Raw genomic sequence first — 19,010 nt, 5'->3', positions numbered from 1 at the left:
CCTCAGCCTGTGGACAGCCCGGCGCGGACCCTCAGCCGCTCAGCCGCACCGGCATGATCAGGTACTTGTAGGCCTCGTCCGCCTCGGCGTCCAGGGCCGGCTTGCCGCTGAGCAGCGCCGGCTTCGTGGACGTGGTGAAGGAGAGCTGGGCCACCGGGGAGTCGATGGCGCTCAGGCCGTCCAGCAGGAACGTCGGGTTGAAGGCGATCGAGATGTCGTCGCCGTCCAGCTGCGCGTCGACCCTTTCCACAGCCTGTGCGTCGTCGCTGGAGCCCGCCTCCAGGATCAGTACGCCCTGCTCGAAGCTGAGCCGCACCGGGGTGTTGCGCTCGGCGACCAGGGCCACGCGCTTGACGGCCTCCACGAAGGGGGCGGTCTCGATCACGGCGACGCTGTTGAACTCCGTCGGGAAGAGCGTCTTGTACTTCGGGAGGTCGCCCTCCAGCAGACGCGTCGTCGTGCGGCGGCCCGCACCCTCGAAGCCGATCAGGCCCTCGCCCGCGCCCGAGCCGGACAACGCCAGGATCACCTGGTCGCCGCTGGTCAGCGCCTTGGCGGTGTCCTGGAGTGTCTTGGCGGGCACCAGGGCGACCGCGGAGACCTCCGGGTTCTCCGGCTTCCACAGGAACTCGCGGACCGCGAAGCGGTAGCGGTCGGTGGAGGCCAGCGTCACCGAGTCGCCCTCGATCTCGATGCGCACACCGGTGAGCACGGGCAGCGTGTCGTCGCGGCCCGCGGCGATCGCCACCTGCTGCACCGCTGCGGCGAAGACCTCACCGGGGACCGTGCCGGTGGCCTCCGGCATCTGCGGCAGCGCCGGGTACTCCTCCACCGGCAGGGTGTGGAGGGTGAACCGCGAGGATCCGCAGACCACCGTCGCCCGTACACCGTCTGTGGAAATCTCCACCGGCCGGTTGGGGAGGGCCCGGGAGATGTCGGCGAGCAGGCGGCCGGAGACGAGCACCGTGCCCTCCTCCTCGATCTCGGCCTCCACGGACACCCGCGCCGAGACCTCGTAGTCGAAGCTGGACAGGCTCAGTTGCCCCTCCTCGGCCTTCAGCAGCAGGCCCGCGAGGACCGGCGCCGGCGGACGGGCCGGGAGACTGCGAGCCGCCCAGGCCACTGCCTCCGCGAGTACGTCGCGTTCCACCCGGATCTTCACTGTTGCCGCCTCCTGCTGTTGCCGGCGCTGCTCGCCCTGCCTGGCTTCGTCGCCTGGCTTCGTCGTCTGACTCGGTGTCGTCGGTCCCCGTTCGGGGCAGGACACCGGAGAACAGTCTGACGCACCCCACTGACAGTAGGTGCCCTTCGGGGTCAAGTCGTGGCGAGGGACGGTCGGGCTCGAGGGGGCGAGTTGTGCACAGGTCCCGCTTCGAAACGAATTCCGCTCTCTCTGTAGTCGGGAGTAGTAGTAGGGCCTGTGGATACCGTGGATAACCTCGTTTCCCCAGGTCAGGGCAGGAATTTTGTCCACGGGGCCTGTGGGCGGAGCCGGTGGACAACCGGGCGTATCTGTGGAGAACAGAAAGTTCTGCACACTCCGTGCACAGGGAAGGCCGACTTCTCCCCAGAGCCGTCCCCAGGTTTCCCGATGTTTCCCACAGCCCGCCTCGGCACTTCTGTGTGACGCCTTTCACTCGACGCGGTGAGAGGGCGCGTTGCGTTGCCGAACAGTGGACAGACATGTGGAGAAGCTGGGGACCGCTGGGGACAACCGGCCGCTGCCTGTGGGTTGTGCGTGGACAACTCGATGCACAGCTTGTGGACCGATCCGTTGTCCACACCCTGTGGAGATCGTTCGTCCACGAATCCACAGGCAGCTGACCTGGCCTGATGGTTCCTCAACAGCCTGGCCTGTGGACAAGATCGGGACAACTTCCCAGTCCCCAAGGTGTGGACGGAAAAAAGTGACCGAATCTGTGGAGAGCGGCCGTAACCCGGCAGGTAATCGAACAGCGGAGTCGCCTCCACGACCGGGCGGAGTCGCACCAAGGACCGGGCGGAGTCGCCCCAGGGATCGGGCGGCGACCCGTCGGTGACCGGGAGAGGGCCCGTCGGTGACCCGGCGGTGGCGCCGCGGGAGCCGTCCACTGGCACGGAAAAGGCGCCCCAGGGTGTCCAGGGCGCCTTCGAGGGGCCGGTGCCGGTGCCGGTGCCGGCCGCGCTCAGCCGTTCTTGATGCGATTGGTCAGCTCGGTCACCTGGTTGTAGATGGAGCGCCGCTCGGCCATCAGATTGCGGATCTTGCGGTCGGCGTGCATCACCGTGGTGTGGTCGCGGCCGCCGAACAGCGCGCCGATCTTCGGCAGGGACAGGTCCGTCAGCTCGCGGCACAGGTACATGGCGATCTGCCGCGCCGTCACCAGCTGGCGGCCGCGTGAACTGCCGCACAGGTCCTCCACTGTGAGGCCGAAGTAGTCGGCGGTCTCGCTCATGATGGCCGTCGAGGTGATCTCCGGCGTCGAGTCCTCCCCGCCGGGGATCAGGTCCTTGAGGACGATCTCGGTGAGGCCCAGGTCGACCGGCTGCCGGTTGAGCGACGCGAACGCCGTCACCCGGATCAGCGCGCCCTCCAGCTCGCGGATGTTGCGCGAGATACGCGAGGCGATGAACTCCAGCACCTCGGGCGGGGCGTTGAGCTGCTCCTGCACCGCTTTCTTGCGCAGGATCGCGATGCGCGTCTCCAGCTCGGGCGGCTGGACGTCGGTGATCAGTCCCCACTCGAAACGGTTCCGCAGCCGGTCCTCCAGGGTGACCAGCTGCTTGGGCGGCCGGTCGCTGGAGAGCACGATCTGCTTGTTGGCGTTGTGGAGGGTGTTGAAGGTGTGGAAGAACTCCTCCTGCGTCGACTCCTTGTCCGCGAGGAACTGGATGTCGTCGACGAGCAGGATGTCCATCTCGCGGTAGCGCTTGCGGAAGCTGTCGCCCTTGCCGTCGCGGATGGAGTTGATGAACTCGTTGGTGAACTCCTCGGAGCTCACGTACCGCACGCGCGTGCCGGGGTAGAGGCTGCGGGCGTAGTGCCCGATCGCGTGCAGGAGGTGGGTCTTGCCGAGTCCCGACTCCCCGTAGATGAACAGCGGGTTGTAGGCCTTCGCGGGTGCCTCGGCGACGGCGACGGCCGCGGCGTGGGCGAAGCGGTTGGAGGCTCCGATGACGAAGGTGTCGAAGAGGTACTTCGGGTTCAGGCGCGCGGTCGGCTCGCCGGGTCCGGTCGCCGGCGCCGGCTGTGCGGCCAGGGGGCCGGGGGCGCCGGTGGCGGGTCCGGGGCCGACGGGGCCGCCGCGGTGCACGTGTCCGGAGGCGGGGCCGGATCCGGACTGCGGCTCGGGCAGGTCACGGCGGGGGCCGCGCTGGTCGTAGTCGCCGCGCTGCTGGTCGTAGTCCGGCCGCTGCTGGTCGTAGTCGGGTCGCGACTGGCTGTGGTCGGGTCGCTGCTGGCCGTGGTCGCCGCGGGACTGTTCGTAGTCCCGCGCCTCGTACTCGCCGCCGCGGTCGTAGTCGTCGCGTTTGTAGTCGGTCCGTTGGTAGTCGCCGTGCTGCGGGTCGTACGACGGGCGCTCCGAGGACTGCGGACGGTAGTTCTGCCCGTACGTGTCCTGTGGGTACGGCTCCTGGTCGTAGCCGTCCTGGGGCGGCGACGCGTACGGGTCGCGCTCCGGGAAGCCCAGACGCTGCTGCTGCCAGCCGTAGTCGTCCTGCTGCGTGGGGCGGGGCCAGGAACCGGGCTCGGGGCGCTGGTACTCCTGCGGGTAGGCGGGGCGGGCGGTGGGGAGCTGGTCGCCGCGGTGGCGTCCGTATCCCTCGTAGTCGTCGCGGCCGCCCTGGCCGTGGCCGGGTGCGGGGAGCTCGGGCTCCTCGTAGCGGGGCTGGGGGCGGGCGGGGGGCGCCTGAGGCGTGGGGCCGGGCGTAGGGGGCGCGGGTTCGCCGGCGGTGTCGTCGACGGTGATCGCGATGCGGATGGGACGGCCGCATTCGCGGCTCAGTGTCTCGCTGACGACCGGGGCGAGGCGGCCCTCCAGTACGCCCTTAGCAAATTCGTTCGGTACGGCGAGCAGAGCGGTGTCGGCGACCAGCGCGAGGGGCTGGCAGCGCCGGATCCAGTGCTCGTCCTTGGACTCGACGCCCTGCCCGCGGTTGTCCCCGAGGAGTTGCTCCAGAACGCGTGGCCACACTGCGGCAAGATCGGCAGGTACGTCAGCCACAGGGCACGCTCTCTCACGAGTCCCTCGAAGGTGTGATTCGGGGACGGGTCGGGATGAAAATCGGGTGGGGCAGGGATAAGGGAACGAATCGGAGTCCAGTCACGGTAGTCAGCGTGGCCGGTAGGGTTCAAGTTGTTGTCCCCAGCCTGTGGACAAGTGTCTCCCGGTCACCGCTGGTTTGACCGAATGGCGCAGTCCCACGTACCGTGACCAGGTCGAGTTGTCGATGGCTGCTGCCGCCTGCCTCCGATGGGCACAGGTCACGTCCAAGGTGATCGAAAAGCGGTGCACTCGGGCGTAACGCGAGCTACTCGTGGGCGCACGGTGACAGCCAGGACGGCACCCCGCCAACCCCGATTCTTTCTGGAGCCCCCGAGTGAGCAAGCGCACCTTCCAGCCGAACAACCGTCGTCGCGCCAAGACCCACGGCTTCCGGCTGCGTATGCGCACCCGTGCCGGCCGCGCGATTCTCGCGACCCGCCGCAGCAAGGGTCGCGCCCGTCTGTCCGCCTGATCCGGTCAGGTCATGACGTCGTGCTGCCCACCGAGAACCGGCTGAGGCGGCGCGAGGACTTCGCGACCGCGGTACGACGAGGCCGCCGGGCCGGACGCCCGGCCCTGGTCGTCCACCTTCGAAGCGGTGCCACGGACCCGCACGCGCCTGGGGAGAGCGCTCCCCCGACACGTGCGGGTTTCGTCGTGAGCAAAGCCGTGGGTGGCGCGGTGGTGCGCAACAAGGTGAAGCGCAGGCTTCGCCATCTGATGCGCGACCGGATCGACCTGTTTCCCCCCGGTAGCCTGGTAGTGGTACGAGCGCTGCCCGGTGCGGGCGACGCCGACCATCCACAGCTGGCCCGAGACCTGGACGCCGCCCTGAAGCGGCTACTGGGAGGGGGCGCGCGATGAAGTACCCGCTGCTGGCTCTGATCAAGCTGTACCAGTGGACGATCAGTCCTCTGCTGGGGCCGGTGTGCAAGTACTACCCGTCGTGTTCCCACTACGGCTACACGGCCATCGATCGACACGGTGCTCTCAAGGGCACGGTGCTCACTGCCTGGCGCATCCTTCGGTGCAATCCGTGGTCGCTGGGTGGAGTGGACCATGTTCCGCCGCGCAAACGCCCGCGGTGGCACGAAATGCTGCGTGACGCCTGGCGCGCACGCAAGGGCGGGACCTCCGCCGCCGAACCGGCCAACGAGGGACAGACTGCTCCGACGAGTCCGTCCAGTCCTTCGAGTCCGGCCGCAGAGACCCCGTCCCATGCCCAAGGAGCATGATTAGTGGACACGATTGCCAGCCTCTTCAGTTTCATCACGACACCTGTCTCCTGGGTCATCGTCCAGTTCCACACGGTGTACGGCGCCATCTTCGGCCCTGACACCGGATGGGCCTGGGGCCTGTCGATCGTGTCCCTGGTGATCCTCATCCGCATCTGCCTGATCCCGCTCTTCGTGAAGCAGATCAAGGCGACGCGCGGGATGCAGACGCTCCAGCCGGAGATGAAGAAGATCCAGGAGCGCTACAAGAACGACAAGCAGCGCCAGTCCGAAGAGATGATGAAGCTGTACAAGGAGACGGGCACCAACCCGCTCTCCTCGTGCCTTCCCATCCTGGCGCAGTCACCGTTCTTCTTCGCCCTGTACCACGTGCTCAACTCGATCGCGTCGAACGACACCATCGGCGTGATCAACGAGCGCTTGCTGGCCAGCGCCCAGAAGGCCCACATCTTCGGCGCGCCGCTGGCCGCCAAGTTCACCGACGACGCGTCCAAGGTGGAGGCCCTCGGGTCCTCGCTGACGGACGTCCGGGTCGTCACCGCGATCATGATCGTGCTGATGTCGGCGTCGCAGTTCTTCACTCAGCGGCAGCTGATGACCAAGAACGTCGACACCACGGTGAAGACACCGTTCATGCAGCAGCAGAAGATGCTGATGTACGTCTTCCCGATCATGTTCGCCGTCTTCGGCATCAACTTCCCCGTCGGTGTCCTCGTCTACTGGCTGACCACGAACGTGTGGACCATGGGCCAGCAGATGTACGTCATCCGCAACAACCCGACCCCGGGTTCCAAGGCCCAGGCGGCCTACCTGGAGCGCCTGCTCAAGCACGTCACGGACACCGGCAAGACGCGCGGTCGTGGTCAGCGCTCCGTCGTCAAGGCCATCGTCGCCAAGGGCCGGGACCGCAACGAGTTCGAGCGCAAGTTCATCAACGGTCTGAACAAGGCGGGCCTCGCGGCCCAGACCGACGGCACCGTGGTGAAGGGCGAGGCACCCGCCGCCGCCCAGAGCGCGGACGGCGCGTCCGGCACCACGGCGATGCCCAAGCGGCAGCAGCCCAAACGGCAGAGCAAGGCGCAGCGCCAGTCCGCCAAGCCGGCCGGTGAGTCCGCCGGCGAGCCGGAGGCCAAGACCTCCCTCAGCAAGTCCGGCGAGCCGGAGGGCGGCCAGGGCGGCAAGTCCGCCGGCGCCGCCAAGAAGCCCGCGCAGAAGCCCGGCGGCGGTGGCCGCAGCAAGGCCCAGTCCGGACAGCGCAAGGGCCCGCAGCGGCCCAAGTCCCCGTCGAAGAAGTAAGAAGGAGTCCATCCCGTGACGGAAGGCACCACCTCCGCCGCTGCCGAGGGCGCAGACACCCTGACTCGTCTCGAGAACGAGGGCGAGATCGCCGCGGACTACCTGGAGGGTCTGCTCGACATCGCCGACCTCGACGGTGACATCGACATGGACGTCGAGGCCGACCGTGCCTCCGTCTCGATCATCAGCGACAGCAACAGCCGGGACCTGCAGAAGCTGGTCGGCCGGGACGGTGAGGTGCTGGAGGCTCTCCAGGAGCTCACGCGCCTGGCCGTGCACCGGGAGACCGGCGACCGCAGTCGGCTGATGCTCGACATCGCGGGCTACCGGGCCAGCAAGCGGGCCGAGCTGTCCGAGCTGGGCGCAAAGGCCGCGGCCGAGGCCAAGAGCAGCGGCGGGCCGGTGCGGATGAAGCCGATGACGCCGTTCGAGCGCAAGGTCGTGCACGACGCGGTCAAGGCTGCCGGACTGCGCAGCGAGTCCGAGGGCGAGGAGCCGGAGCGCTTCGTCGTCGTGCTTCCCGCCTGATCGGCCCCCACGTTCTCCGGCCCCGTCTGTTGCGCAGACGGGGCCGAATTTTGTCAGCCTGATAGTTCTGGTGGTTCTGGCAGCGGCGTCTGGTGCGCCGGTGCCGTACGGAAGGACGGTCCCCTCGTGACGGAGGCAGCGGAGCTTCCCCCTGTTCCCGAGCAGGCACGCGACGTGTTCGGTGCTCGGTACGCGGACGCGGTCCGCTACGCCGAGCTGCTCGCCGAGGCGGGGGTGAAGCGTGGTCTGATCGGTCCGCGTGAAGTCCCCCGTCTGTGGGAGCGGCATCTGCTGAACTGCGCGGTGCTCTCGGAGGTCGTGCCCGAGGGCGTGACGGTGTGCGATGTCGGTTCGGGTGCCGGCCTGCCCGGGATCCCGCTGGCGCTCGTCCGGGACGACCTGAAGATCACCCTTCTGGAGCCCCTGCTGCGGCGCACCAACTTCCTGACCGAGGTAGTGGAGCTTCTGGGGCTCGACCATGTGACCGTGGTGCGTGGCCGGGCCGAGGAAGTCATGGGGAAGTTGCCGCCGGTGCATGTGGTGACGGCCCGCGCCGTTGCTCCGCTGGACCGGCTGGCCACCTGGGGGGTTCCGCTGCTGCGGCCGTACGGCGAGATGCTCGCGCTCAAGGGCGACACGGCTGAGGAGGAGCTGAAGGCCGCGGCCACGGCGCTCAGCAAGCTGGGGGCGGTGGAGACCTCCATCCTGCATGTGGGTGAGGGGGTCGTGGATCCCATGTCCACCGTGGTGCGGGTCGAGGTCGGTGAGAGTCCCGGCGGAGTGCGTTTCGCCGCCAAGCGGGCCAAGGCGGCGCGGACCGGTCGCGCGCGGCGGCGTCGCGGATAGCCGTACTCCACACAAGCTGCCCTCCCTGTGCGTGCCGGAGTGTCGCGGCTGATCGGCCTCGGCGGCGCTGCATCGTGTTTCACGTGAAACGTCGCTCACTGCTGCACGGCATCATCAGTCGCGGCCGCGCTGCGGCCGACCCCCGCGACCGAAAGCCTCTCGGGTCGCTCGGAGAGGGTACGGAGTTGTCCACAGAGGTGGATTTCTCCACAGAACAACAGGCCTCACTGGTTCATGACCCTGAAGACATGGGAGGCTCTGTTCATTGCGAGCCTGAAGTCGAGGAGAGTGAATCCTTGCGGTCCGACGCCAATATCGCGGGACCGATGACCGATCCGGTCCCCGGTCCCCGTACCGAGTCGACGGGGGCGGATGTTTCACGTGAAACACCGCCACCGATGGACGACACTCCGATCGGTCGTGCTGCCCAACTGGCGGTGGAGGCTCTGGGCCGCGCCGGTGAAGGGCTGCCGCGGCCCGAGCAGACCAGGGTCATGGTGGTCGCCAACCAGAAGGGCGGTGTGGGCAAGACGACGACGACCGTCAACCTTGCCGCGTCGCTCGCGCTGCACGGGGCACGGGTCCTGGTCGTCGACCTCGATCCGCAGGGCAATGCCTCCACCGCTCTGGGGATCGATCACCACGCCGAGGTTCCGTCCATCTATGACGTCCTGGTCGAGAGCAGGCCGCTCTCGGAGGTGGTCCAGCCGGTCCCGGACGTCGAAGGTCTCTTTTGCGCGCCCGCCACGATCGATCTCGCCGGTGCGGAGATCGAGCTGGTGTCCCTGGTAGCACGAGAGAGTCGACTTCAGCGGGCGATCCAGGCGTATGAGCAGCCGCTGGACTACATCCTCATCGACTGCCCGCCGTCCCTCGGTCTGCTGACGGTCAACGCGCTGGTCGCCGGCCAGGAGGTGCTGATCCCGATCCAGTGCGAGTACTACGCGCTGGAAGGACTGGGGCAGCTGCTGCGCAACGTCGACCTGGTGCGGGGCCACCTCAACCCCACACTGCATGTGTCGACGATCCTGCTCACCATGTACGACGGCCGGACGCGGCTCGCGTCCCAGGTCGCCGACGAGGTGCGCAGCCACTTCGGCGACGAGGTACTGCGGACGAGCATTCCCCGCTCGGTCCGTATCTCCGAGGCCCCCAGCTACGGACAGACGGTCCTGACCTACGATCCAGGATCGAGCGGAGCCCTCTCCTATCTGGAGGCGGCGCGAGAGATCGCGCTCAAGGGCGTGGGCGTCAGCTACGACGGTACGCACGCCCACATCGGAGCACAGAATGACCCGAACATGGTGGAGGGGATCCAGTGAGTGAGCGACGGAGGGGGCTGGGCCGTGGTCTGGGCGCACTGATCCCCAATGCTCCGACGGAGAAGTCGGTGGCTTCAGCGGCATTGGGGAATGCGGCTCCCGCGTCTCCGGCGGCGATGCCGCTGCTGCCCAACGACCGTGGTGTGGCCGCGGCCAAGGTGACGACGCTGCCGCCTGTTCCACGTGAAACAGAGGAGTCGGTGGCTTCGGTCGGTCCGGAGTCTCTCCGGCCTCCGATGGGCGCGCACTTCGCGGAGATTCCCCTCGACGCCATCACACCGAACCCACAGCAGCCGCGTGTGGTCTTCGACGGTGACGCGTTGGCGGAGCTGGTCACCTCCATCAAGGAAGTGGGCCTTCTCCAGCCGGTCGTCGTGCGCCAGGTGGGACCGGCGCGCTTTGAGCTGATCATGGGCGAGCGTCGCTGGCGGGCCTGTCGTGAGGCGGGCCTGGAGGCGATCCCGGCGATCGTGCGTGCCACAGAGGACGAGAAGCTCCTCCTGGACGCGCTGCTGGAGAACCTGCACCGGGCGCAGCTGAACCCGCTCGAAGAGGCTGCCGCCTACGACCAGCTGCTCAAGGACTTCAACTGCACGCATGACCAGCTGGCCGACCGCATCGGCCGTTCCCGGCCACAGGTCTCGAACACACTGCGTTTGCTGAAGCTCTCCCCGAAGGTTCAGAACCGGGTGGCCGCCGGCGTGCTCTCGGCCGGTCACGCGCGGGCCCTGCTCTCCGTCGATGATTCGGAGGAGCAGGAGCGGCTGGCCCACCGGATCGTTGCTGAAGGGCTCTCGGTCCGGGCGGTGGAGGAGATCGTGTCCCTCATGGACTCCCGACCGCAGAAGCCCCAGCGGGCGAAGGGGCCTCGGGCCGGCTCCCTGGTCTCCCCGGCGCTGTCCGATCTGGCGACGAGGCTCTCGGACCGCTTCGAAACGCGGGTGAAGGTCGACCTGGGCCAGAAGAAGGGCAAGATCACCGTGGAGTTCGCCTCCATGGATGACCTTGAGCGCATCCTTGGGAGCCTCGCTCCCGGTGAGGGGCCTGTGCTGCAGAAGAGCCTTTCGGACGGCGAGGCCGAAGAGCTCGACTCATGATGCGCGCGGCAGGGGAACGCTGAGCATCGTTCCCCTGCCGACAGGGCGGGTCGTGTTCCGGTAGGCATCGGAACACGACCCGCCCTTTCCTTTTCGCCGGTGCCGAGGGCGGCGCTTCGTGGATACGATGCGATCGGGATGGCGCAAGCACCTGGCAGCACTTCTGAGAGGAAGGCAGGGGCCATGCGAACGATGAGCCGTACCGGGCTGGTGAGCGCGGGCTTGGGGCTGGGCGCGGTCGGTGGCTTCGTTGGCAGCCTGCTCAGGGAGCGGAGCGCTCTGACAGCCGCCCGCGACGCGGCGGGCGAAGGAAGCGAGGAACAGCCTTCATGGGGCGCCGGCTCGTACCGCTCACGCTGGACAACCTTCAAGACCTTCCCCAGCGCTGTCGCACGTGCGTCTTCTGGGAGCTGGACCCCGTCAGTGGCGAAGCCGCGGTAAAGGCGGGCACGCCTGCTCTGGAGAAGGAATCCTGGATCTCCGCCGTGCTGCTGGACTGGGGATCGTGCGGACGGGTGGCCTATGTCGACGACGTGCCGGTGGGCTTCGTGCTCTACGCGCCGCCCGCCTATGTGCCGCGATCGACGGCCTTCCCCACCAGCCCCGTCTCGCCGGACGCCGTGCAGCTGATGACCGCGTTCGTGATGCCCGGCTATCAGGGACAGGGACTGGGCCGGGTGATGGTCCAGACAGTCGCCAAGGATCTGTTGCGCCGGGGCTTCAAGGCGATCGAGGCGTTCGGAGACGCGCGCTGGAAGGAACCGGCCTGCGTGCTGCCCGCCGACCACCTGCTGGCCGTCGGCTTCAAGACGGTGCGCCCACATCCCAGCCATCCGCGGCTGCGCCTGGATCTGCGCTCCACGCTGTCCTGGAAGGAAGACGTGGAGATGGCTCTGGACCGACTGCTGGGTGCCGTCCAGAAGGAACCCGCGCTGCGGCCGTTGTAGTGGAGTCACCGTTCCGGGCACGGAAGCAGAACGAAGGGGCCGACCCGTCCGGGTCGGCCCCTTCGTGTTTCACGTGAAACGTCACTCGGCGATGAAGTCCTCGAGGTCGCGAACGATCGCGGCCTTCGGCTTGGCACCGACGATGGTCTTGGCGACCTCGCCACCCTGGTAGACGTTCAGGGTCGGGATGGACATGACGCCGTACTTGGCGGCCGTACCCGGGTTCTCGTCGATGTTGAGCTTGACGACCTCGATCTTGTCGCCGTACTCGGCGGCGATCGCCTCGAGGGACGGCGCGATCTGGCGGCACGGACCGCACCAGGCGGCCCAGAAGTCGACCAGCACGGGCTTGTCGCTCTTGAGGACGTCCTGCTCGAAGGAGTCGTCGGTCACGTGCTTCAGAGTTTCGGCCACGGCGGGCTCCTCAAATGGTTGGTGCGTGGGGCGGGTGGGTCAGACAGCGGTCTTCTCGGGCTCGGCCTTGTCCTCGTCGGTGAGCGCGGCGAGGAAGCGCTCTGCGTCGAGCGCGGCGGAGCAGCCCGTACCGGCGGCGGTGATGGCCTGGCGGTAGGTGTGGTCGACCACGTCACCGGCGGCGAAGACACCGGTGAGGTTGGTGCGGGTCGACGGGGACTCGACCTTGAGGTAGCCCTCCGGGTCCAGGTCGAGCTGACCCTTGAAGAGCTCGGTGCGCGGGTCGTGGCCGATTGCGATGAACAGGCCGGTCACCGGCAGGTCCGAGAGCTCACCGGTCTTGACGTTGCGCAGCTTCAGGCCCGAGAGCTTCTGGTCGCCCTGGACCTCGGCGACCTCGCTGTCCCAGACGAACGTGATCTTGGGGTCGGCGAACGCGCGTTCCTGCATCGCCTTCGAGGCACGCAGGGTGTCACGGCGGTGGACGATCGTCACGGACTTGGCGAAGCGGGAGAGGAACGTGGCCTCCTCCATTGCGGTGTCACCGCCGCCGATCACGGCGATGTCCTGGTCCTTGAAGAAGAAGCCGTCACAGGTCGCGCACCACGAGACGCCACGGCCGGAGAGGGCGTCCTCGTTCGGCAGACCGAGCTTGCGATGCTGGGAGCCGGTGGTGACGATGATGGCCTTCGCCTGGTGGACCGTGCCCGCGGTGTCGGTGACGGTCTTGATCTCGCCGGTCAGGTCGACGGCGACGACGTCGTCCGGGATCAGCTCGGCGCCGAAGCGCTCCGCCTGGGCGCGCATGTTGTCCATGAGCTCGGGGCCCATGATGCCGTCCTGGAAGCCCGGGAAGTTCTCCACCTCGGTGGTGTTCATCAGCGCGCCGCCCGCGGTGACGGCGCCCTCGAACACCAGCGGCTTCAGCGACGCGCGCGCGGTGTAGAGCGCCGCCGTGTAGCCGGCGGGCCCGGAGCCGATGATGATCACGTTTCGGACGTCGCTCACGGCTTCATTCCTCGTCTCTGGACTGCGTCTTCAGGGCCGGGTGGAGCTTCTCTCGGAGCCCTCACCCCACCCAACGGATCCTAAGGGGCGCGCATTCCCGCTGTGTCAGGGCACACGGCAGACGCCCGCCGGGCGAGTGCCGGGCGGGCCTTCAGGTGCGTGTTTTCAGGAGCGCGCGTAGGAGTGCTTCAGCAGAACCTTGGCCTTGCTGATGCTGGGCCGGTCCACACACGCCGACTCGACGATGTAGGCGGTGACCCGGCTGTCGTTGGCGGCGTCGGGAAGGACCACGAGGAGAGCTTCCCTGCCCTTGTAGACGCCCTCCTTCGTGGCGAGTGCCGCGTCGTTCCGGCCGATGCCCCGCTGGACGCACTCGGGAACCGTCGGCTGCTTGAAAACGTGGTTTTCGGCGCCGGTCTCGGATTCCATGCCGAAGCTGCGCGGGGTACGAGGCCCGTCCCGGGTGTCCTGCTCGTCGGCGATGAGACCGGCGACCTGCTCCTTGAGCTTGCCCTCGGAGAAGGTGTCCGCGAGCGCCGTCTGCTGCCCGTGGGCGGTGTCGTCGGCAGGGTCGCCACCGGTGAGGGAGGAGACGACGACAGAGCCGAGTCCGAGGGTGGCTGCGGCGGCCACGGCACCGAGCACGGCGATCCTGCGGCGTCCACCTCGGCGGCGTTCCTTGCGCCCCGGGCCGGTGGAAGAGAGACGGGCGTTCCCGGCGGGACGATCTGTGGATGGCGATGTTTCACGTGAAACACGCGCGCTGTCGTCGGCGGTGGTTGGGCGCAGTGGTGCCTCGGCGGCGAGGGCGGCGTCGATACGGGCCGCGACGTCGTCCGGCATGCGCTCCGGCCCCGGCAGTGTGCCGAGCAATCCCTGGATCTCCTCCAGCGATGTGTAGACGTCCGCGCAGAGCTCACAGGTCTCCAGGTGCCGTCGGACGTCCGTGGTCCGTGACGGAGGGAGCAGGCCCTCGGTGAGGTCGGAGATCTCGGTGACGTCCGGGTGCCCGGTCATGTCTGTCGTCGACGACGTCACGCTCGTCCACCTCCGCCCTTCACTGCGGCTGAATCGCTCGGCCCTGTGTCCGCCGGTCCCGCACGGCGCGGTCCCGCTGCCGGTGGGACGGATGTCCCCCGGGTCCGGTTCCGTTCATCGCCGGCCTTCCCGTCCTGGCCGGCCTTCGCGTTCTCGCCGCTGCCGTCCGGGCGCAGGTGGGTCAGCAGCGGCAGGAGTCTGGCTCTGCCTCGCGCGCATCTGCTCTTGATCGTCCCAGTCGGCACATCCAGGACCCGGGCGGCCTCCGCGACGGGATAGCCCTGCATGTCCACCAGGACGAGCGCCGCCCGCTGGTCGGCGGGCAGGGTGCCCAGGGCCTCCAGGAGCTGGCGGTGCAGGTCGTTGCGTTCGGCGGGGGCCGATGCCGACTCGTGCGGTTCCAGGAGCTGTTCCAGGCGCTCGGTGTCGTCGACCGGAGCGGTCTTCCGGGAAGCGGCCTTGCGGGCGCGGTCCAGGCAGGCGTTCACCGTGATCCGGTGCAGCCAGGTCGTGACGGCCGCCTGGCCACGGAAGGTGTGGGCGGCCCGGTAGGCGGAGACGAGGGCGTCCTGGACGGCATCGGCGGCTTCCTCGCGGTCCCCCAGCGTCCGCAGGGCCACGGCCCAGAGACGGTCGCGGTGACGGCGGACGAGTTCGCCGAAGGCGTCGGGGTCGCCCTCGACGTGGCGGGCGAGGAGGTCCTGGTCGCTGACGTCGCCATAGGCGGTGCCGTCTGCCATCGGACCCCCTCCCCTTCAGCCGCCGGGCTCTCAGCCCTTGAACGTCACGTCGGTGATGGCCTGCTTGTACCCGGGGTCGCTGTACTTGTCGCCCGGCGCATGGGGCAGAGCGGTGAGCCACACGAGGACGTACTGCGTCTTCACCGGCTTGGTGAGCTTGACGGTGGCGTCGGTCCCGCTGGTGGTGACCGTGCCGATCTTCCGCATCGCGTCGATCGACGACGGCTGCAAGGAGTCCGCGGCGTACAGCTCCACCGTCGTGTGGTCGCCGCCGTAGAAGAGGCCGACGTCCGCCGTCGACAGGTCCTTGGACGAGCCGAGGTCGTAGACGATGCCGACGCCCGGCTTGAACGGACCGATGACCGGCCCCTCGTAGAAGCTGTTGGTCCGCCAGAGGGTCGTGCTGTCGCCGTCGTAGGTCTTGCCGACGTCGCCCGGGTGCTGCGCGTCGCCCTTGACGACGAACTCCTGGGCTCCCTGAACCGCGACCGGCTTCGCCGGACGGGACTGCTTCTCGTTCTTGTCGTCGCCGTCCGTCGTCTGGGTCTGGTTCTGGTCGTCGGCCTTGCCGCCCCGCTCCATGAGCGCGTCGGCGAGCTGCCAGCTGCCCAGGCCGAGCGCTGCGATCAGCAGGGCGGAGACGCTCCACTTCAGTGCCTTGCCGGTACGGCTCTGCAGCGGTGGCGGCGGCGTCGGCACGGGCTGGGTGGCGCCGGGACGCGGTGCCGGGCGGCCGTAGGCGCCTTGCTGGTAGGCGGTGCGCTGGTACTCGGGCGGGGCCGTGTACGCGGGCTCCGGCGGGCGGATGCGGGGCATCTCGCCGATCGCCTTCACCAGCTCCTCCGGCGTGGTGCACGGGGACTCGTGGCGGGAGGCCGTGGCGCCGTCGTTGACGAGCGCCCGCATGGTGAGCTCGGACAGGCCGCGGTGGACACCCGCGCGCACCTGGTCGGGCGGAATGAGCCCGATGTCCTTCGGCAGACCCGCCAGACCGTGGGCGTCGGTCTCGTACGGCCAGCGCTGGGTGAGCGCCGCGTACAGCAGAGCCCCGATGGCCTCCGTGTCGGTGCGCTGGGGGGTCTCGGAACTGATGCCGCGCAGGGCGGCGTTGACGGCGAGACCGCGGATCCGCCACTGACCCGTCGATGTCCGCAGCACCGCGTTCGGGCTCAGACGCAGGTGCGCGAGGCCCTCGCGGTGGGCCGCCGCCATCGCGGCCGCGACCTGACTGACCATCTGGTAGGCGTCGTACACCTCCAGCGGGCCGGAGGCGAGCAGCGCGGTCATCTCGGTGGCGTCGGGGAGCCATTCGTGGACGACGTACACCAGGTCGTTGTCCTCGACGGCGTCGAGGACCTGGACGAAGCGCGGGTCGCCGAGCAGGGCGGAGGAGCGCGCCGCGGCCAGCACGGAGCGGGCGCGGGCGTGGTCGGCAGGCAGGACGTGCACGCCGACGGCGCGGCGGAGCTTCTCGTCGACGGCCCGCCAACTGCTGAAGCCGTCCAGACGGGTGACGCACTCCTCGAGGCGGTAGCGTCTGGCGAGTCTGTGCCCGCTGTGCAGTTCGGGAGGCGAGGTCTTGCCGGAATCCTCGCTCGTCGGGCTCCCCTGTGCCTCGTCGCTGTCCGTGTCCCGCTCCCGGTTGTTGGCCACCCCGTCGGCCGTGGACTGGTCCGCCTGTGCGGTCAGCGGCTCGTCACCGCTGTTGTCTGCCACGTCGACGGCAGCTGTGCTCCGTTCTGCCACCGTCGTTCTGCCTCCCCATTCGATGCGCGCCGACCGGCTCCCGATGCGCGCGGTCCGACGCCGAACCCAATTGTGCCCACAGTCCGCCGCTATGCACGACACACGGCGGTGAACGATAGTTGTGCGCCTACCCCGGCTCTCAGCGTCCCAGGCGTCCGCGCACCATGCCGACCAGCGAGTTGACCTCTTCGATGCGCATGCGGCGGGCGGCGACGAAGAAGACACCGAACAGCAGCACACCGCCGGCCAGCAGCGCGGCGAACGATCCCAGGACGTCCTGGCCGAGCGCACGGCTGATCGCGTAGCAGGCCGCGCCGCTGAGCAGGGCCGCCGGCACCGACGCGATGCACAGCCGGGCGTACGTCCGCAGCACCCGGGCGCCGTCGAGATCCCCGCCGAGCCGCTTGCGCAGCCGGCGCCAGGCGACACCGACACCGATCACGTAGGCCAGTCCGTAGGAGGCGGCCATGCCGACGACGGCCCAGCGCGAGGGCAGCAGGAGGTAACAGAGTCCGGAGGCGACCGCGTTGACCACGGCCACGATGACGGTGTTGTAGAAGGGCGTCCTGGTGTCCTCGTAGGCGTAGAAGGCGCGCAGGACGACGTACTGGACGGAGTACGGGATGAGGCCGAGGCCGAAGGCCATCAGCATGTAGCCCATGTTGGTGGCGGCGCCCGTGCCCGAAGAGCCGAAGATCAGGGTGCACATCGGGATACCGAGTGCGACGAAGCCGAACGAGACAGGCACGATCGCGACGGCCGTCGTGCGCAAACCTTGGGAGATGTCGTCTCGAACCGCACCGCCGTCTTCCTCGGCCGCCGAGCGGGAGATGCGCGGCAGCAGGGCGGCCATCAGGGAGACGGTAATGATGGCCTGCGGCAGGCCCCAGATCAGCTGGGCGTTGGCGTAGGCGCTGTAACCGGTGCCGGCGAGGTCGGTGTCCGTGACCGAGGCCGTTGCCAGCTGGATGACGACGAGGGCACCCGCCTGGTTGGCGAGGACGAACAGGATCGTCCACTTGGCCAGCATCGCGGCCTTGCCGAGGCCATGGCCCCTCCAGTCGAAGCGCAGGCGCAGCTTGAATCCGGTCTCGCGCAGATAGGGGATCATCGCCAGAGCCTGGACGACGAGGCCGAGGAGGATGCCGACCCCGAGAAGTCGCTCACCCTCCGGTGGGATGGTCTCGACGGTCATACCGGAGTCGGCGGCGGTGCCGTAGACCCAGAGGAACATGCCGAGCGTGACGATGATGACGATGTTGTTGAGGACCGGGGTCCACATCATCGCGCCGAACCGCCCGCGGGCGTTCAGGATCTGCCCCATCACCACGTGGACGCCCATGAAGAAGATGGACGGCAGGAAGTAACGGGTGAAGGTAACCGCCGTCTCGTTGGCTGCGGCGTTCGAGGCGACTGGGTTGGACAGGGCGCGCACCAGCAGGGGCGCCGCGAGCATGCCGAGCGCGGTAAGAAGTCCCAGGGCGACCATGACCAAGGTCAGCAGTCGGTTGGCGTAGGCCTCGCCGCCGTCGTCGTCCTCCTTCATGGCACGGACGAGCTGGGGGACGAACACCGAGTTGAGACCGCCACCGACAGTCAAGATGTAGATCATCGTCGGTAGCTGGTAGGCAATCTGGAACGACTCACCCAGCAGCGCGAGGCCCAGAGCGGAGACGATCATTGCCGACCGGATGAACCCGGTCAGCCGCGACACCATCGTGCCCGCCGCCATCACGGCGCTCGACTTCAGCAGGCCGCCCGCACGTCCGCCCTTCTTCGGCGCGGCGGCCGGTGCGGGCTTGGGTGCCGGCTCGGGCTCCTGGAGGGGGGCCTCGGCCGCTTCCGGGGTGGGAGCCACCGCGTACTGGCCCGGAGCGGGCGCCGCGTGCTGCTGCCCGTGCGTCGGCGGCTGCGCGCCGTACGGCCCGGGTGCCGGAGCGTTCTCGTACTGAGCGTGCCCCTGGGGGTAGCCGTACTGGCCCGGCTGCTGCCCGGGTCCGCCGCCGTACTGCCCCGGTGCCGGAGCAGGGGCGGGGACGGAGGCGTGGTCGTCGTAGGAGGGGTGGCCGCCGCCCTGCTGCTGGTCGCGGAACAGGTGGGCGAACGCGTCCGGCTCGTGGCGCTGCTCGCCCGCCTGGGTGACCAGGTCGTCGACGCCGACGAACTGAGTGGTGCGCGGATCGTCGCCGTACGGCAGGTACTGCGTGGGGCCCTCCGGCTCAGGGGCCGGTGTCTGGGCCCAGACACGCGGGTCGGGCGCGTAGGGCGACTGGGAGGGCTGGGAGTACAGCGGCTGCTGGGGCGGGTGTGTGCCCGGCGGTGGTGGCGGGTGCGCGGCGCGGTCGTAGAGCGCCTCGGAGACCGGGTCCTGGGCGGCGAGGTCGTGCGCCCGGTAGGGATCCTGGTCGTAGGCGTCCTGGAGGTACATGTCCGCGTGCGGCTGCGGCGGTGTCTGTCCGGGGTCGGACGGCGGACCCTCGGGGTGACCCGAGCCGTCCGCGGTACCACCGCGGTCACCGTCGTACGGCGCGTTCATGGTTACCCCA

At 68.8% G+C, this 19,010-nt stretch carries 16 protein-coding genes and 1 pseudogene; 9 read left to right on the top strand and 8 right to left on the bottom strand.

All coding sequences use genetic code 11. The features are described from left to right. Positions 1-31 precede the first annotated feature (31 nt). Complete coding sequence (gene dnaN / locus M6G08_RS07920) at positions 32-1,162, bottom strand: DNA polymerase III subunit beta (protein ID WP_161330546.1); 1,131 nt, start codon at positions 1,160-1,162, stop codon at positions 32-34. 1,003 nt (positions 1,163-2,165) lie between these two features. Further along, positions 2,166-3,815, bottom strand: a pseudogene (gene dnaA, locus M6G08_RS07915) (chromosomal replication initiator protein DnaA); the annotation flags it as partial. Positions 3,816-4,581: 766 nt separating this feature from the next. Between dnaA and rpmH the strand changes: the two are divergent. The 9 genes from rpmH (at position 4,582) to M6G08_RS07870 (ending at position 11,518) form a co-directional block, all read left to right on the top strand. After that, positions 4,582-4,719: a 50S ribosomal protein L34 gene (gene rpmH, locus M6G08_RS07910; protein ID WP_003975051.1), complete on the top strand. Its 138-nt coding sequence runs from the start codon at positions 4,582-4,584 to the stop codon at positions 4,717-4,719. 20 nt (positions 4,720-4,739) lie between these two features. Next, complete coding sequence (gene rnpA / locus M6G08_RS07905) at positions 4,740-5,111, top strand: ribonuclease P protein component (RefSeq protein WP_272586460.1); 372 nt, start codon at positions 4,740-4,742, stop codon at positions 5,109-5,111. After that, on the top strand, positions 5,108-5,482 hold the full coding sequence (gene yidD, locus M6G08_RS07900; protein WP_272586459.1) for a membrane protein insertion efficiency factor YidD: 375 nt from the start codon (positions 5,108-5,110) through the stop codon (positions 5,480-5,482). The genes rnpA and yidD overlap by 4 nt, the downstream gene beginning before the upstream one ends. A gap of 3 nt (positions 5,483-5,485) precedes the next feature. Then, positions 5,486-6,778: a membrane protein insertase YidC gene (yidC, locus tag M6G08_RS07895; RefSeq protein ID WP_272586458.1), complete on the top strand. Its 1,293-nt coding sequence runs from the start codon at positions 5,486-5,488 to the stop codon at positions 6,776-6,778. Positions 6,779-6,793: 15 nt separating this feature from the next. Further along, complete coding sequence (locus M6G08_RS07890) at positions 6,794-7,306, top strand: Jag family protein (RefSeq protein ID WP_272586457.1); 513 nt, start codon at positions 6,794-6,796, stop codon at positions 7,304-7,306. Between the two features lie 126 nt (positions 7,307-7,432). After that, complete coding sequence (gene rsmG / locus M6G08_RS07885) at positions 7,433-8,152, top strand: 16S rRNA (guanine(527)-N(7))-methyltransferase RsmG (RefSeq protein ID WP_217246993.1); 720 nt, start codon at positions 7,433-7,435, stop codon at positions 8,150-8,152. A 248-nt stretch (positions 8,153-8,400) separates the two neighbouring features. Then, positions 8,401-9,474 (top strand): ParA family protein, encoded by a 1,074-nt coding sequence (locus M6G08_RS07880; protein WP_272591281.1) that lies wholly within the window; start codon positions 8,401-8,403, stop codon positions 9,472-9,474. Continuing rightward, positions 9,471-10,571: a ParB/RepB/Spo0J family partition protein gene (locus tag M6G08_RS07875; RefSeq protein WP_272586456.1), complete on the top strand. Its 1,101-nt coding sequence runs from the start codon at positions 9,471-9,473 to the stop codon at positions 10,569-10,571. The genes M6G08_RS07880 and M6G08_RS07875 overlap by 4 nt, the downstream gene beginning before the upstream one ends. 329 nt (positions 10,572-10,900) lie before the next feature. Beyond that, complete coding sequence (locus M6G08_RS07870; protein WP_272586455.1) at positions 10,901-11,518, top strand: GNAT family N-acetyltransferase; 618 nt, start codon at positions 10,901-10,903, stop codon at positions 11,516-11,518. 81 nt (positions 11,519-11,599) lie between these two features. Here the strand turns inward: M6G08_RS07870 and trxA are convergent, their stop codons facing one another. The 6 genes from trxA to murJ all read right to left on the bottom strand — a co-directional run bounded on the left by trxA (position 11,600) and on the right by murJ (position 19,000). Further along, positions 11,600-11,932: a thioredoxin gene (gene trxA / locus M6G08_RS07865; RefSeq protein ID WP_272586454.1), complete on the bottom strand. Its 333-nt coding sequence runs from the start codon at positions 11,930-11,932 to the stop codon at positions 11,600-11,602. Positions 11,933-11,971: 39 nt separating this feature from the next. Further along, complete coding sequence (gene trxB / locus M6G08_RS07860) at positions 11,972-12,940, bottom strand: thioredoxin-disulfide reductase (protein WP_272586453.1); 969 nt, start codon at positions 12,938-12,940, stop codon at positions 11,972-11,974. Positions 12,941-13,105: 165 nt separating this feature from the next. Then, a complete protein-coding gene (locus M6G08_RS07855; RefSeq protein WP_524540346.1) occupies positions 13,106-13,978 on the bottom strand; it encodes an anti-sigma factor family protein in 873 nt (290 codons plus the stop codon). Next, positions 13,975-14,718, bottom strand: coding sequence for an RNA polymerase sigma factor SigM (sigM, locus tag M6G08_RS07850; protein ID WP_272586452.1), 744 nt, complete (start codon positions 14,716-14,718; stop codon positions 13,975-13,977). The genes M6G08_RS07855 and sigM overlap by 4 nt, the downstream gene beginning before the upstream one ends. Positions 14,719-14,748: 30 nt before the next feature. Further along, positions 14,749-16,464, bottom strand: a complete 1,716-nt coding sequence (locus tag M6G08_RS07845; RefSeq protein ID WP_272586451.1) for a protein kinase family protein — start codon at positions 16,462-16,464, stop codon at positions 14,749-14,751. Between the two features lie 139 nt (positions 16,465-16,603). Then, positions 16,604-19,000, bottom strand: coding sequence for a murein biosynthesis integral membrane protein MurJ (gene murJ / locus M6G08_RS07840; RefSeq protein WP_272586450.1), 2,397 nt, complete (start codon positions 18,998-19,000; stop codon positions 16,604-16,606). Positions 19,001-19,010 lie beyond the last annotated feature (10 nt).

Source organism: Streptomyces sp. M92, from assembly GCF_028473745.1.
Taxonomy (GTDB): Bacteria; Actinomycetota; Actinomycetes; order Streptomycetales; family Streptomycetaceae; genus Streptomyces.
This window is presented reverse-complemented; position numbering and strand designations above follow the sequence as displayed.

Excerpts from the sequence above, each read along its gene's own strand:
- yidD (WP_272586459.1), top strand. The coding sequence starts at position 5,108 with ATGAAGTACCCGCTGCTGGCTCTGATCAAGCTGTACCAGTGGACGATC.
- M6G08_RS07880 (WP_272591281.1), top strand. The coding sequence starts at position 8,401 with ATGGGAGGCTCTGTTCATTGCGAGCCTGAAGTCGAGGAGAGTGAATCC.
- M6G08_RS07870 (WP_272586455.1), top strand. The coding sequence starts at position 10,901 with ATGGGGCGCCGGCTCGTACCGCTCACGCTGGACAACCTTCAAGACCTT.
- sigM (WP_272586452.1), bottom strand. The coding sequence starts at position 14,718 with ATGGCAGACGGCACCGCCTATGGCGACGTCAGCGACCAGGACCTCCTC.
- murJ (WP_272586450.1), bottom strand. The coding sequence starts at position 19,000 with ATGAACGCGCCGTACGACGGTGACCGCGGTGGTACCGCGGACGGCTCG.